Source organism: Pseudomonas sp. TREG-RG-20F-10-E-6-01 (assembly GCF_022662455.1).
Lineage (GTDB): Bacteria > Pseudomonadota > Gammaproteobacteria > Pseudomonadales > Pseudomonadaceae > Aquipseudomonas.
The window spans coordinates 727,422-742,204 of sequence record NZ_JAKNQP010000002.1 but is presented as its reverse complement, the minus strand read 5'-3'; the positions used below and the strand labels follow the sequence as shown (position 1 = coordinate 742,204).

General features: G+C 59.0%; 13 protein-coding genes. 6 read left to right on the top strand and 7 right to left on the bottom strand.

The genetic code is table 11. The features are described from left to right. Positions 1-18 precede the first annotated feature (18 nt). From L8K08_RS09865 to argH, 3 genes are all read right to left on the bottom strand, one after another. The gene (locus L8K08_RS09865) at positions 19-783 is read right to left on the bottom strand and encodes an amino acid ABC transporter ATP-binding protein (protein ID WP_119741579.1); all 765 of its coding nucleotides are present in this window, start codon (positions 781-783) and stop codon (positions 19-21) included. Between the two features lie 24 nt (positions 784-807). Further along, positions 808-1,686, bottom strand: a complete 879-nt coding sequence (locus tag L8K08_RS09860; RefSeq protein WP_017134649.1) for an amino acid ABC transporter permease — start codon at positions 1,684-1,686, stop codon at positions 808-810. Positions 1,687-1,792: 106 nt separating this feature from the next. Continuing rightward, positions 1,793-3,220: an argininosuccinate lyase gene (argH, locus tag L8K08_RS09855; protein WP_242196219.1), complete on the bottom strand. Its 1,428-nt coding sequence runs from the start codon at positions 3,218-3,220 to the stop codon at positions 1,793-1,795. A 228-nt stretch (positions 3,221-3,448) separates the two neighbouring features. Between argH and L8K08_RS09850 the strand changes: the two genes are divergently transcribed. After that, positions 3,449-4,408: a LysR family transcriptional regulator gene (locus L8K08_RS09850; RefSeq protein WP_242196216.1), complete on the top strand. Its 960-nt coding sequence runs from the start codon at positions 3,449-3,451 to the stop codon at positions 4,406-4,408. A gap of 238 nt (positions 4,409-4,646) precedes the next feature. Here L8K08_RS09850 and L8K08_RS09845 read toward each other — a convergent pair whose 3' ends face one another. From L8K08_RS09845 to L8K08_RS09830, 4 genes are all read right to left on the bottom strand, one after another. Next, positions 4,647-5,291 carry an HAD-IB family hydrolase gene (locus tag L8K08_RS09845; RefSeq protein WP_242196213.1) on the bottom strand — a complete coding sequence of 215 codons (645 nt, stop codon included), beginning with the start codon at positions 5,289-5,291 and terminating at the stop codon, positions 4,647-4,649. 72 nt (positions 5,292-5,363) lie between these two features. Next, on the bottom strand, positions 5,364-6,077 hold the full coding sequence (locus L8K08_RS09840; protein ID WP_242196210.1) for an HNH endonuclease: 714 nt from the start codon (positions 6,075-6,077) through the stop codon (positions 5,364-5,366). Positions 6,078-6,251: 174 nt separating this feature from the next. After that, the gene (locus tag L8K08_RS09835) at positions 6,252-7,502 is read right to left on the bottom strand and encodes a ribonucleotide-diphosphate reductase subunit beta (RefSeq protein ID WP_032879817.1); all 1,251 of its coding nucleotides are present in this window, start codon (positions 7,500-7,502) and stop codon (positions 6,252-6,254) included. Positions 7,503-8,080: 578 nt separating this feature from the next. Continuing rightward, positions 8,081-8,350, bottom strand: coding sequence for a DUF2790 domain-containing protein (locus L8K08_RS09830; RefSeq protein ID WP_145159385.1), 270 nt, complete (start codon positions 8,348-8,350; stop codon positions 8,081-8,083). A 397-nt stretch (positions 8,351-8,747) separates the two neighbouring features. Here L8K08_RS09830 and acs point away from each other — a divergent pair, with 397 nt between their 5' ends. From acs to L8K08_RS09805, 5 genes are all read left to right on the top strand, one after another. Beyond that, positions 8,748-10,703, top strand: coding sequence for an acetate--CoA ligase (acs, locus tag L8K08_RS09825; protein WP_056861684.1), 1,956 nt, complete (start codon positions 8,748-8,750; stop codon positions 10,701-10,703). Between the two features lie 692 nt (positions 10,704-11,395). Then, positions 11,396-12,181, top strand: coding sequence for an ABC transporter substrate-binding protein (locus L8K08_RS09820; RefSeq protein ID WP_242196207.1), 786 nt, complete (start codon positions 11,396-11,398; stop codon positions 12,179-12,181). 91 nt (positions 12,182-12,272) lie between these two features. Beyond that, positions 12,273-12,962 carry an ABC transporter permease gene (locus L8K08_RS09815; protein WP_242196204.1) on the top strand — a complete coding sequence of 230 codons (690 nt, stop codon included), beginning with the start codon at positions 12,273-12,275 and terminating at the stop codon, positions 12,960-12,962. Further along, entirely contained in the window at positions 12,959-13,657 is a 699-nt protein-coding gene (locus tag L8K08_RS09810) for an ABC transporter permease (protein WP_106576111.1), read from the top strand. The genes L8K08_RS09815 and L8K08_RS09810 overlap by 4 nt, the downstream gene beginning before the upstream one ends. Before the next feature lies 1 nt (position 13,658). Beyond that, on the top strand, positions 13,659-14,771 hold the full coding sequence (locus tag L8K08_RS09805; RefSeq protein WP_242196201.1) for a succinylglutamate desuccinylase/aspartoacylase family protein: 1,113 nt from the start codon (positions 13,659-13,661) through the stop codon (positions 14,769-14,771). Positions 14,772-14,783 lie beyond the last annotated feature (12 nt).

Here is a 14,783-nt window from a genome sequence, read left to right as displayed (position 1 = left end):
TTCTCGTTAGTTTTTTAGTTAAGTGCGAACGGCAGAAATAAAGCTTTGGGTACGCGGGTTTTGTGGGCTTATTAGAATTTCTTCAGGGCTGCCGGCTTCCACAATCTGGCCGGCGTCCATAAACACCATGCGGTTGGAGACTTCGCGGGCGAAGCCCAACTCATGGGTGACCACGATCATGGTCATGCCGGTGGTGGCCAAATCGCGCATCACCGACAGCACTTCGCCTACAAGCTCCGGGTCGAGGGCTGACGTGGGTTCGTCAAACAACATCAACTTGGGGCGCATCGCCAACGCGCGGGCAATGGCCACACGCTGTTGCTGGCCGCCGGACAATTCCACCGGGTAGGCATTGCGCTTGTCCGCCAGGCCGACGCGGGCCAGCAACTCCAGCGCGTCTTCGATGGCTTCCTTGGGCGAGCGCTTGAGCACCTGCACCGGGCCTTCAATGATGTTTTGCAACACGGTCATGTGCGGGAACAAATTGAAGCGCTGAAACACCATGCCGGTCGCCAGGCGCTGGCGGGCAATCTGCGATTCATTCATCTCATGCAGCTTGTTGCCAACCACGCGGTAACCCACCAGCTCGCCGTCGACCCACAGGCCGCCCTTGTCGATTTTCTCCAGCTGGTTGACGCAGCGCAGCAGCGTGCTTTTACCCGAGCCGGACGGGCCGATGATGCACATGACTTCGCCTTGCTCGACCTCGATATTGATGTCGCGCAGCGCGTGATACTCGTCGTAATACTTGTTCAGGTTGACGGCCTTGACGATGCTTCTCATGGGGCAAATCTCCTCAACCCAGACTTACGAACGCTTGCCGGCGCCGCGGGCAAAACGACGCTCGAGGCGGCTTTGACCAAATGAAAGAACAGTCACCACCGCCAGGTACCAGATACCGGCCACAATCAGTAGCTCCATGACGCGGGCGTTGGCGTAGTAGATGTTTTGCGCGTTGTGCAGCAGCTCCGAGTACTGGATCACGCTGGCCAGGCTGGTCATTTTCACCATGCTGATGAACTCGTTGCCTACCGGCGGAATGATCACTCGCATCGCCTGCGGCAGAATCACCCTACGCAGCGCTTGCAGGCTTGGCATGCCGATGGACTTGGCGGCTTCGTACTGGCCGGTGTCCACCGACAGTAAACCCGCGCGCACCACTTCGGCGGTATAGGCGCCCTGGTTGATGCTGAGGCCGAGCAGCGCGGCCACGAACGGCGTCATCAGGTCGACGGTGTCGATGCTGAACAGGCCGGGGATCGCGATCACCGGGAAAATCAGCGCCAGGTTGAACCACAGCAACAGCTGCAGAATCAGCGGCGTACCGCGGAACAGCCAGGTGTAGGTGATGGCCACGTAACGCAGGATCGGGTTGGCCGACATGCGCATGATCGCCGTGATCACCCCGATGACCACGCCCAGCGCCATTGCCAGAATCGACATGACGATGGTGTTGACCAGGCCCCACAGAATGGCCTCAGACGTCAGGAACTGGCCGATGTAGGACCATTCGATCTGGCCATTGGCAAAGGCGCGCAACAACGCGGCCAGGGCGATCACGATCAACGTGGCAAAAAACATCCGCCCGTAATAACGACGCGGCACATGCTCGTACTGCGTGATATCGAACTGGTTCTCGGACAACTTGCGCTCAGCTTCCAGGCGCTCCGCCGGGGTTTGGTTCATGGTGCTACTCCACTGCTGTACTCGATCCAACTGTTAAAACACGGTCCAAATGTGGGCGCTGGCTTGCCTGCGAAAGCGCCAGCACACTCACCACAACGGCCAAGGTTTAAATCCGAAACCCCTGATAATTCTCAGCCCACCTCTGCTGCTCAGCCAAGGCAGTCTTCAACCGCCCAATCTGCTCCCGAACCCGCTCCGGCGCCGTCCCACCCCAACCACTGCGTGCCGCAATCGCTGCTTCCAGGGTCAAGCAGTCCCGCACCTCCGGCAGCAGCCGAGCATCCACCTGCACCAACATCGCCGGCGAGGCTTCCCACAACTCAATCTCGTGTTTCTCGCAGGCTTGCACCAAGGCGCCGGTAATCTCATGCGCCTCTTTGAACGGCACGCCGCGCGTGGCCAACCAATCCGCCACCTCAGTCGCCAAGGTGAAGCCCATCGGCGCCTGACGCCGCAGCTCTTCAACTTGCACCTTCATCGTCGCAACCATCCCGGCCATCGCTGGCAGCACCAGCAACAAGGTGTCCACACTGTCCAACACGCTGTGCTTGTCTTCACTCAAATCGCGGTTGTATGACAGCGGCAACGACTTGAGCGTCGACATCAACCCGGTCAGGTTGCCAATCAAGCGCCCGGCCTTGCCCCGCGCCAGTTCGGCAATGTCCGGGTTCTTTTTCTGCGGCATGATCGAGCTGCCGGTGGCGTAGGCATCGTCCAGCACCACCCAGCGAAACTGGCGCGACGACCACAGGCAAAACTCCTCCGACAGCCGCGAAATATTCACCCCGAGCATGCCCGCCACAAACAGGAACTCCGCCACATGGTCACGGCTGGCGATGGCGTCGATCGAGTTTTCGCACGGCCCGGTGTAGCCCATTTCCTTGGCCGAATGCTCTGGCTGGCGCGCAATCGCCGAGCCTGCCATGGCCGCAGCACCCAACGGTGACAACGCGGTGCGCGCATCCCAATCCACCAGGCGCTGCACATCGCGCAACATCGACTGCGCGTGCGCCAACAAGTGATGGGCAAACACAATCGGTTGCGCCTGCTGCAAGTGCGTGAAGCCCGGGCAGATGCTTTCGACATGCTGCTCAGCCTGCTCCACCAACGCCTGCTGCAAACCCAGCACCTCAGTGGTGATGATGCGCGCATGGTCGCGTAGGAAAAGGCGCAGATCATTGGCGGTCTGATCGTTACGCGAACGCCCGGCGCGCAACTTGCCACCCAAGGCGCCCAGGCGCTCGGTCAATACGCGTTCGATGAAGGTGTGCACGTCCTCGTCATTCAGGGTTGGATGCAGGCGTCCGGCGGCGAAGTCCTCACCAATGCGGTCCAGGGCTTCGAGGGTGCGCAGGGTCTCGGAGTCATCCAGCAAACCGGCGCGTTGCAACTCGCGGGCATGGGCACGGGAGCCGGCCAGGTCGTAGGGCGTCAGGCGAAAATAGCGCTCAGGGCAACGCGACAACGCGGCCAATGCAGCAGACGGGCCGGTCTTGAAACGAGCGCCCCAAAGGCGGTCGGTGGGCTGGGACATCGGTATTCCTCACGCTTGTTTTTAGAAAAGTCGGAGGCAGTAAAAAACTAAAAAGACCTGATCGTAGTGTCAGGTTTTTACGGGTGTTAAATCAGCCTCTGTGTGCTGTTCAACCCGCTATATTCAAGGTTGCCAAGGGCGGATGTTTACGGCCATTATCGCCGCCTGGCTATGTTCAAGGATTGGGTTGAAGCCTGTTGAATATGGCACTTGAGGTCAACGCGTATTATGGAAACCCCACTTTCCACTTCTGGAAACATGCCGCCAAAACCCGGCACACGACCGCCCCTGCAACTGAGCGGGCTGGACTTCAAATTACTGCGCGTGTTCATGGCGGTGGTCGAAGCCGGCGGCTTCAGCGCCGCGCAAAACGAGCTGAACGTGGGCCTGGCGGCCATCAGCAAGCAGATCTCCGACCTTGAAATTCGCATCGGCATGCGCCTGTGTACAAGGGGCCGGGAAGGCTTTGGCCTGACCGAAGAAGGCAAGTTGGTGTATCAGGCTTCCATCGAGTTATTTACCTCGGTGGACAGTTTCAGAGACAAGCTTAGTTCGGCGCAAAATGAACTGATCGGCGACCTAAGTGTGGGCGTTATTGATAACACCGTCTCCGACGTTAATTCGCCGCTAATTACCGCGTTAGGGAAACTACACAGCGAATCGCCAAAAATTAGATTGCGCCTACATGCCTCGCAACTCGACGAAGTTGAGCGCGGCGTAGTGGAAGGGCGGCTGATCGTCGGCATCGTGCCGGTGTATCAACGCCGCGAAGAATTCGACTACTTCCCGTTGTACGAAGAAAAAGCCCACGCCTATTGCGCCGTAGGACACCCACTGTTCAACGCGAGCGACATCACGCCAGAAGTGCTGCGCCAATACGAAGTGGTCAACCACCGGTATGCAATCCATCGCGACAAAGCCAACTTCGTCACCTACGACAGCCAGTCCGCCTCGGCCTCACAGGTTGAAGCCGTCGCCATCCTGATCCTCACTGGCCGCTTCCTAGGCTTCCTGCCTGAACACTACGCCGCGCCACTGGTCAGGGAAGGGCGCCTGCGCGCACTGTGCCCGGAACAGGTTCACCTGAGCACCGCCTTCAACCTGATCCTGCGCCACAACGCGCCAAGAAGCCCAATGGTAAAAGCCTTCGCCACAGCCCTGGACGTAGACCTCAAAGCCGCAACATAACCCCCGCCGAGCAACGATCAACAGGCCAACAAAGCCCAAATGTGGGAGCTCTCGAACCCCAGCGAGGCAGCGAAGGGATCGACTCGGTCCGCTGCCGACCCCGCTATTTGTATCGACCCCCAGCACCCCATGCTAGTGCGCTGTCTGGCCTGCACCGATCAAAATGTGGGAGCTCTCGAGCCCCAGCGAGGCAGCGATGGGATCACCTCGGTCCACCCGCCGACCCCACCCACCCGCATCACCGCTGCAACTTGCCCGGCTTCTTCTTCGAATGAAAATGCCGAAAATGCGCATCCTGCGCCGCCGCCAGCAACTCCCGATCCCCACGGGTATCGCCCCAGGCCCTGAGCCGATAATCGCCCAAATCCCCATACACCGCCTCAAGCCGCAGCACCTTATTCTCACAGCGGCAATTATTCCCCGTGAGCTTGCCCGTCAACACCCCGTCGACCACCTCAAGCTCAGTGCCAATCAACTTGATCCCCAGCCGATTCGCAAACGGCTGTAGCACCAACGCCGGCGACGCCGAACACAACGTCACCTCCGCCCCGGACTTCACCTCATCCGCCACCGACTGCAACCCAGTCGGGCGCATCAGCTTGCTCCACGTGCGCTGGCAATACGCCTCAGCCTGCTGCTGAACCCACGCCTTCTCAACCCCTGTCATAAAGGTGCGGATCAACTGCGCCTTCAACTCATCCCGACTGATCTGCCGCAGCAAAAAACGCAGCCCCGGCACCGCCAGCTTGACCATCCGGCCGTAGAACTCACCGGTGCCAAAGGCAAACTTGAGGAAGGGCACGAAACTGTCGTGATGGGTCAGGGTGCCGTCGAAGTCAAAGACGGAAAGTACTTTGGCGTCTGCAGGGCCGGCTTCGAGCATGTCTGGGTTCACGGGTTGGCCTCGGTCCTATCTAGTGTTTATTAAGCGTGCATCAGGTGTGACAGCAGGAGTTTACTCCCGTGCCAATCTTCCGATCTTGGCGTAAAGCGACTCGGTGAAAGCCTCCCGGTCACTCGACCGGTGGCAACGCTGATGGCAATTGGGGCACAAGGCTACAGCATTGCTGGTGCGATCCGAACCCTTCTGGGCGAGGTGCTTGACGTGATGTACTTCAAGAAATGGCTGGCCGTCGACCTCGAAAGGTGCGTTAGAGCCGCAGCCTTCGCAAATGCCGTTGGCTTCTTTTAGTACCCAGGCGCGTACCTTTGGGTCGCGGACAAAGGCGGTGCTGACGGTCGACACCTTCTGTGGCTGGGCTATGCCGTCGGGTAGCTTATGGAAGGGTTGTTGCTGCAGTTTGGATGCGCGGCGGATCAGCGTTTGTTCGTCTGCCGTTTGGGCAGCATCTTCTGATTCGAACACGCCCTTTGCGGCCAGTGCATTGCGGATGCGTTGCTCTACGCCTGAGCCCACATTTTTGGCGGGCTTATAGCCCTCGATGCGGTCCCAGCCCATACGGACGAGCACGGTAGAGATATTTTGCATGCGAAACTCAATAGAACCCTTCGCACGGCCCGCTACCGGGCCTTCACGCAGAAGGCGGTTTTCGAGTGCTTTGTTGAAAGGTTGGCCGTTCTTTTCCCAGGCCAACATCTTCAAGTACGCCTCTACCGCCGCTGTCAGCTCAGCGTCGTTCCAGTCCGTTTTTTCTTTCGTAATATCCATACAGCCGCCGAGGGTAGAAAACCCTCGGACGATACTGAGTAGCCATTATTGCGTCTACGAAATTTCCTACAGTCTGGTGGGATTTGACCGTCTCTGAATTTGGAAATATTCAGATCACGGAGCATAAAAAAGCCCTGAACATGTCAGGGCTTCTTGATGTTGCCGACTTAGGAATTAATCCCAGCTCAGCGCGCCGCCGGTCTGGTACTCAATCACACGAGTCTCAAAGAAATTCTTCTCTTTCTTCAAGTCCATAATCTCGCTCATCCAAGGAAACGGATTCGTCGTCCCCGGATACTCTTCCTTCAACCCAATCTGCGACAACCGACGATTCGCGATGAACTTCAGATAGTCCTCCATCATCGCCGCATTCATCCCCAACACCCCACGCGGCATGGTATCGCGCGCATATTCAATCTCCAGCTGAGTCCCTTGCAGAATCATCTGGGTCGCTTCTTCCTTCATCTCGGCGTCCCACAAATGTGGGTTTTCGATTTTGATCTGGTTGATCACATCGATACCGAAGTTCAGGTGCATCGACTCGTCGCGCAGGATGTACTGGAACTGCTCGGCCACGCCGGTCATTTTGTTGCGACGGCCCATCGACAGGATCTGGGTGAAGCCGCAGTAGAAGAAGATGCCTTCCAGCACGCAGTAGTAGGCGACCAGGTTGCGCAGCAGTTCTTTGTCGGTTTCGACGGTGCCGGTTTCGAACTTCGGATCGGAGATCGAACGGGTGTACTTCAGGCCCCAGGCTGCCTTTTTAGCGACCGATGGAATCTCGTGGTACATGTTGAAGATCTCGCCTTCATCCATGGCCAGCGATTCGATGCAGTACTGGTAGGCGTGGGTGTGGATCGCTTCTTCGAAGGCCTGGCGCAGGATGTACTGGCGGCACTCCGGGTTGGTGATCAGGCGGTACACGGCCAGCACGAGGTTGTTGGCAACCAGGGAGTCGGCGGTGGAGAAGAAACCGAGGTTGCGCATGACGATGCGACGTTCGTCGTCGGTCAGGCCTTCGGGGTTTTTCCACAGGGCGATGTCGGCGGTCATGTTGACCTCTTGCGGCATCCAGTGGTTGGCGCAGCCGTCGAGGTACTTTTGCCAGGCCCAGTCGTACTTGAAGGGCACGAGTTGGTTGAGGTCGGCGCGGCAGTTGATCATGCGCTTTTCGTCAACGGCGACGCGGGCGGCGGAGCCTTCAAGCTCAGCGAGGCCTTCGGCGACGTCGAGTTTGTCCAGGGCGGCCTTGGCGCGCACGATGGCGGCGGAGTCACTGGCGGTGACGGCGCGGGCTTCGATGGCGGCGGCGGCGCCGGCACCGTCGAGGCGGTCCATGTTGGCTTCGGTGGCGTGGCCGGCGTTGGCGCCTTTAGCGGCTACTTCGCCTTCTTCTTCTTTGTCGAATTCGTCCCAGCTCAGCATGACGTGTCGTCTCCTGCGTGAGGGCTCAAAGGTGCCCGTGTGAAACCGGATGGTTGGGTGTTCACACGGCCCTGAGGCCGCGGTGGATCTTAAGGAATCGTTTGTTGCAACAGCTCGCGCAGGCATTAAACGGAATTGGGTAACGGGTGCTCTGCGTGAGGCTGAGGGGCGGAGCGACTGGTGCATGCTCCAGCGGGAGGCCTCAGGTCTGGCTCTTCATCCCAGTGTAAAGGGATATTGCAGGCCCGATTTACCCGCGCATTATAGGGAAAAATTCGACTTTGTGTTGCGGCGGATGGTCACGATTGAGCGCCAAAATGGCTTGGTTTTCGGCCAAGGCGCGTGTTTGCAAGGCTTTGCCGGGACAGGAATTTTTTGACGGGCGGTGGGATAGTTTTTGTGCGGGCAGCAGAGGCGGGTAGGTGGCGGGCTTTGGGAGGTGGGTAAGGCTGAAATTGCCATCGCAGGCAAGCCAGCTCCCACATTTGTTTCATGGCGGGTTCGAAATAGGTTCTTGGCCGCAAGAACGATTACTTGCGGCGACCAAGATCCGGGTTTAAACCTGACTCAATAACCTGTTATCCGTTAGAACAACCGTTGCCCATAACTTGGTAATTAAGAATATGACGTTGACCGTGTGAGTCTTCATATTCCATTTGTACCGGTACCACTTGGCATACTTCCGGAACAGTGCTCATGGACAATACTTTGGCAACATCCAGGTGAGTGCTGTAGGTGTAATCCTCAACGATCGGGGCGTTCTGGCCGGCCAGCTCGGTCGGGGCCTCATCGGCCAGGGCGGCGGTGGCGCACAAGCTGCTGAGGGCCATAACTACGAGAGCTTTCATTTCTTTACTTACCTTCTTCAGGGCGAAAGGGGTCACGGGGCCCTTATGAGGCCGCGTGTGTAACTTAAGAGTTGGGAAGTTCGGATTAACGTTGCCTTCGTGGGGGCTGTTACGTTGTTAATCACGTTGCCTTGTTGGCGGAGTTGATTTTAGGCTCGCGAGTTATATTCATATACCCGTGCTTTTGATAAACACTATTGGCGGTTTTTGTAACAATCCCCTGATAAAGGTTTTTTCATCCAGCCGGAAAGCCACGCAGGGCGCGGGCCAGAGCCGTAAATGGGCATAGCGGTGCAATTTGTAGGGGCTTGTTACTACCATCGTCGAATGGTTCTATGGGGGCGCCCCGGCTACAACAGGGCATACAAAAACAACTATTGTCACCGAGGTAAGAAAGATGAGTGCGGCTTCCCTGTACCCCGTTCGCCCCGAAGTAGCAGCCAACACGCTGACCGACGAGGCGACCTACAAGGCCATGTACCAGCAGTCGGTGGTCAACCCCGATGGCTTCTGGCGCGAGCAAGCCAAGCGCCTTGACTGGGTCAAGCCTTTCACCGCGGTCAAGCAGACCTCTTTCGACGACCACCATGTCGACATCAAATGGTTCGCTGATGGCACCCTGAACGTTTCCTACAACTGCCTGGACCGTCACCTCGCCGAGCGTGGCGACCAGGCGGCGATCATCTGGGAGGGCGATGACCCTTCCGAAAGCCGCACCATTACCTACCGCGAGCTGCATGAAGAAGTCTGCAAGTTTGCCAACGCCCTGCGCGGCCAGGATGTGCACCGCGGCGACGTGGTGACTATCTATATGCCGATGATCCCCGAAGCCGTGGTCGCCATGTTGGCCTGTACCCGCATCGGTGCGATTCACTCCGTGGTGTTTGGCGGCTTTTCGCCAGAAGCCCTGGCCGGTCGCATCATTGACTGTAAGTCGAAGGTGGTGATCACCGCCGACGAAGGCATCCGCGCCGGTAAGAAAATTCCGCTGAAGGCCAACGTCGACGACGCACTGACCAACCCGGAAACCAGCAGCATCCAGAAAGTCATCGTGTGCAAGCGCACCAATGGCAACATCAAGTGGAACCAGCATCGCGACATCTGGTACGAAGACCTGATGAAAGTGGCGGGCACCGTGTGTGCGCCCAAAGAGATGGGCGCCGAAGAAGCGCTGTTCATCCTCTACACCTCCGGCTCCACCGGCAAACCCAAAGGCGTGCAGCACACCACCGGCGGCTACCTGCTGTATGCGGCGCTGACCCACGAGCGCGTGTTTGACTACCGCCCGGGCGAAATCTACTGGTGCACCGCCGACGTCGGTTGGGTCACCGGCCACACTTATATCGTCTACGGCCCATTGGCCAATGGCGCGACCACGCTGCTGTTCGAAGGCGTGCCGAACTACCCGGACATCACCCGTGTCGGCAAGATCGTCGACAAGCACAAGGTCAATATCCTCTACACCGCGCCCACTGCGATCCGCGCGATGATGGCTTCCGGCACCGCCGCCTGCGAAGGCGTGGACGGCAGCAGCTTGCGTCTGCTCGGTTCAGTCGGTGAGCCGATTAACCCGGAAGCGTGGGATTGGTACTACAAGAACGTCGGCCAGTCCCGTTGCCCGATCGTCGACACCTGGTGGCAGACCGAAACCGGCGCCACCCTGATGAGCCCGCTGCCGGGTGCGCACGCACTCAAGCCGGGTTCGGCCGCGCGGCCATTCTTTGGTGTGGTGCCGGCGTTGGTGGACAACCTGGGCAACATCATCGAGGGCGCTGCCGAGGGCAACCTGGTGATCCTCGATTCGTGGCCTGGCCAGGCGCGTACGCTGTACGGCGACCATGACCGCTTCGTCGACACCTACTTCAAGACCTTCCGTGGCATGTACTTCACCGGTGACGGCGCGCGTCGCGATGAAGATGGCTACTGGTGGATCACCGGCCGTGTGGATGACGTGTTGAACGTGTCCGGGCACCGCATGGGCACTGCCGAGATCGAAAGCGCGATGGTTGCACACCCGAAAGTCGCCGAAGCGGCGGTGGTGGGCGTGCCGCATGACATCAAGGGGCAGGGCATCTATGTGTATGTCACGCTCAAAAATGGCGAAGAGCCGAACGAAGCGCTGCGCCTGGAACTGAAAAACTGGGTGCGCAAAGAGATCGGGCCGATTGCGTCGCCGGATGTGATCCAGTGGGCACCGGGCTTGCCGAAGACGCGCTCGGGAAAAATCATGCGGCGGATTCTGCGCAAGATTGCCACGGCTGAATATGACGGGTTGGGGGATATCTCGACCTTGGCTGATCCGGGTGTGGTGGCGCATTTGATTGAAACGCACAAGACCATGAACGTCGCGTAAGGCGGGTTGGTGGGACGAAGCCCCATTCGGCGTGAGCCGGGTGGGGCTTTTTTGCAGGATATCGAAGCCAATGCAAATCCCCTGTGGGAGCGGGCTTGCTCGCGAATGCGATGGACCAGTTAGCAGATGTGCAGCTGACCCACCGCATTCGCGAGCAAGCCAGCTCCCACATTTGGAATGTATTTCATGGACAAGGCGGTGTAGGTCTGACAGACCGACATAACCACCAAGCCAATAAATATCGACTTCCCCCGTAGGACGTTTCTGAATGTTACCGAGGCCTGCAAATGTGTAACCCCACGCCCAAACCTGAGGCAAAGCGCTACGCCCGTGCCCCGAAAAGCCCCGTTTTAGACACCCTCTGAAATAAGATTAAACGCCAGACTTGCCGTGCTAGAAGGGTTTGCGAATAATAGGCCCGCAATTTGCAGCATCAACAGGTTTAATATCTTTTGTCTCTGCATAAAATTCAGAGGCTGTCAATGTGCTGGAACCGCTTTCTCAGTGCTTCTGTAAATTGTTGTCGCATTGAGGAAATATCGGCTTCCGGCCTGTCGTTAGAATGCCGATCACTCGCTCGTCGTCTCCCATGCTGAACCGGGGTAGGACGCAGCACCGCTATTCGGTTTCACTTAAGTCGCATCGTGGGCCACGGCTCATTCTGCTTTTTGCCCTACCGATGGAGTCCCAAGATGAAGAAACTTGTGCTGTTGGGCGCCCTGGCGCTGTCCGTTCTGTCGATGCAGGGCTTCGCTGATGAAAAGCCACTGAAGATTGGTATCGAAGCGGCTTACCCTCCGTTTGCCTCGAAGGCGCCGGATGGCAGCATCGTCGGGTTCGACTACGACATCGGCAATGCCCTGTGCGCCGAGATGAAGGTCAAGTGCGTCTGGGTCGAGCAAGAATTCGACGGCCTGATCCCTGCGCTCAAAGTGCGCAAGATCGACGCGATCCTGTCGTCCATGTCCATCACCGAAGACCGCAAAAAGTCCGTGGACTTCACCAACCGCTACTACCTGAGCCCAGCGCAGCTGGTGATGAAGGAAGGCACCACGGTCAGCGACAGCCTGGATGAATTGAAAGGCAAGAAAATCGGCGTGCAACGCGGTTCGATCCACGACCGTTTCGCCAAGGAAGTCCTGGCCCCTAAAGGCGCCACGGTTGTGCCTTACAGCTCGCAGAACGAAATCTACCTGGACGTGGAAGCCGGCCGCCTCGACGGCACCGTGGCCGACGCCACCCTGCTGCAAGACGGCTTCCTGAAAACCCCGGCCGGTAAAGGCTACGCGTTCGTGGGCCCACAGTTCACCGACGCCAAGTACTTCGGCGACGGCATCGGCATCGCTGTACGTAAAGGCGACAAGGCCGAGCTGGACAAGATCAACGCGGCCATCGCAGCGATCCGTGCCAACGGCGAATACAAGAAAATCCAGGACAAATACTTCGACTTCGATATTTACGGCGCTGACCCTAAGTAACTCGTCCTAGCTGTCTGTCCAGAATGGCGCAAGCAACAGAATTCCTGCGGTTTGCGCCATTTTTTCATCCCCCTTTTCGAGGACCTGAATCATGTTGAAAGGCTACGGGGCCGTCATCCTCGATGGCGCATGGTTGACGCTTCAGCTCGCCTTGTCGTCCATGGCCTTGGCCATTGTTCTGGGTCTGATCGGGGTCGCGTTACGCCTGTCGCCGGTGCGCTGGTTGGCCTGGCTGGGTGACTTGTACTCCACGGTGATCCGCGGGATCCCCGACCTGGTGCTGATCCTGCTGATTTTCTACGGCGGTCAGGACTTGCTGAACCGCGTCGCGCCGATGCTCGGCTATGACGACTATATCGACTTGAACCCCTTGGCCGCCGGTATCGGCACCCTGGGTTTCATCTTTGGCGCCTACCTGTCGGAAACCTTCCGTGGCGCCTTCATGGCCATTCCCAAGGGCCAGGCCGAGGCCGGCCTTGCGTATGGCATGAACTCTTTCCAGGTGTTTTTCCGGGTGATGGTGCCGCAGATGATTCGGCTGGCGATCCCTGGTTTCACCAACAACTGGCTGGTACTCACCAAGGCCACCGCGCTGATTTCGGTGGTGGGCCTGCAAGACATGATGTTCAAGGCCAAGCAGGCGGCAGACGCCACCCGCGAGCCTTTTACCTTCTTCCTCGCAGTGGCGGCGATGTACCTGGTGATCACCAGCGTGTCGTTGCTGGCCCTGCGCTATCTTGAGAAGCGCTACTCGGTAGGCGTAAGGGCGGCTGATCTATGATCTTCGACTACAACGTCATCTGGGACGCCATGCCGCTGTACCTCGGCGGTTTGGTGACCACCCTGAAATTGCTCGCCATCTCGCTGTTCTTCGGCTTGCTCGCCGCCTTGCCCCTGGGCTTGATGCGCGTGTCCAAGCAGCCGATCGTCAATGGTGCGGCCTGGCTCTACACCTACGTGATTCGCGGCACGCCGATGCTGGTGCAGCTGTTTTTGATCTACTACGGTCTGGCCCAATTTGAAGCCGTGCGCGAAAGCTTCCTGTGGCCGCTGCTGTCCAGCGCCACGTTCTGCGCGTGCCTGGCCTTTGCGATCAACACCAGCGCCTACACCGCGGAGATCATCGCCGGTAGCCTGAAGGCCACGCCGAACGGTGAGATCGAAGCGGCCAAGGCCATGGGCATGTCGCGTTACAAGCTGTACCGCCGCATTCTATTGCCATCGGCCCTGCGCCGTGCGCTGCCGCAGTACAGCAACGAAGTGATCATGATGCTGCAGACCACGAGCCTGGCGTCCATCGTCACCCTGATCGACATCACCGGTGCCGCGCGCACTGTGAACGCCCAGTTCTACCTGCCGTTCGAAGCCTATATCACGGCCGGCGTGTTCTACCTGTGCCTGACCTTTATCCTGGTACGCCTGTTCAAGTTGGCCGAGCGCCGCTGGCTCAGCTACCTGGCGCCACGGAAGCACTGATATGGAACGTATCGATCACCTGTTGCCCTGGGGCCACCTGGGCTGCGAGCGCCAGCTGAGCGTGTTTCGTTTCGGCAGCGGCGAGCGCAAGGCCTACCTCCAGGCCAGCCTGCACGCCGACGAATTGCCCGGCATGCGCGCCGCCTGGGAACTGAAAAAACGCCTCACCGAACTGGAACAGCAAGGTGCGCTCAATGGCGTGATCGAGCTGGTGCCCGTGGCCAACCCGATGGGCCTGGGCCAGCTGTTGCAAGGCAGCCACCAGGGGCGTTTCGAAGTCGGCAGCGGCAAGAACTTCAACCGTGATTTCGTCGAGTTGAGCGAGCCGGTCGCCGCGTTGCTCCAAGGCAAGCTGGGCGATGACCCGCACGCCAATGTGCGCATGATCCGTCAGGCGATGAGCGATGCGCTTAGCGCGTTGCCCGAGCCGAGCAGCCAGCTGCAAGGCATGCAGCGCGTTTTGCTCAGCCACGCCTGCACCGCCGATATCGTCCTCGACCTGCATTGCGATGCCGAAGCCGCGCTGCACATGTACGCGCTGCCGCAACACTGGCCACAGTGGCGTTCGCTGTCGGCGCACTTGAATGTGAAAGTCGGCCTGCTGGCGGAAGACTCCGGCGGCAGCTCGTTTGATGAAGCCTGTTCGCTGCCGTGGTTGCGTCTGTCCCGGGCGTTCCCCGAGGCGCAGATTCCGCTGGCGTGCCTGGCGACGACGCTGGAGCTGGGCGGCCAGGCCGACACCGGCCGCGACGAGGCGATCTTCCACGCTGAAGGCATCCTCGCGTTCCTGGCCGAACAAGGCCTGATCAAGGGCGAATGGCCCGCGCCGCAGCACGAGCCGTGCGAAGGCCTGCCATTCGAGGGGACCGAGCTGTTGTTCGCGCCCCATGCCGGCGTAATCAGTTACCTGCGTAAAGCCGGTGACTGGGTGGAGACCGGCGAGCCGATTTTTGAAGTGATTGATCCCTTGACCGACCGCGTCAGCATTGTGTGTGCGGGCACGTCCGGGGTGTTGTTTGCCGTTGAACGGCTGCGTTATGCCCAAGCGGGTTTCTGGCTGGCCAAGGTGGCGGGGCGCGAAGCGCTGCGTCACGGGCGCTTGCTCAACGACTGACCACCTGTTTTT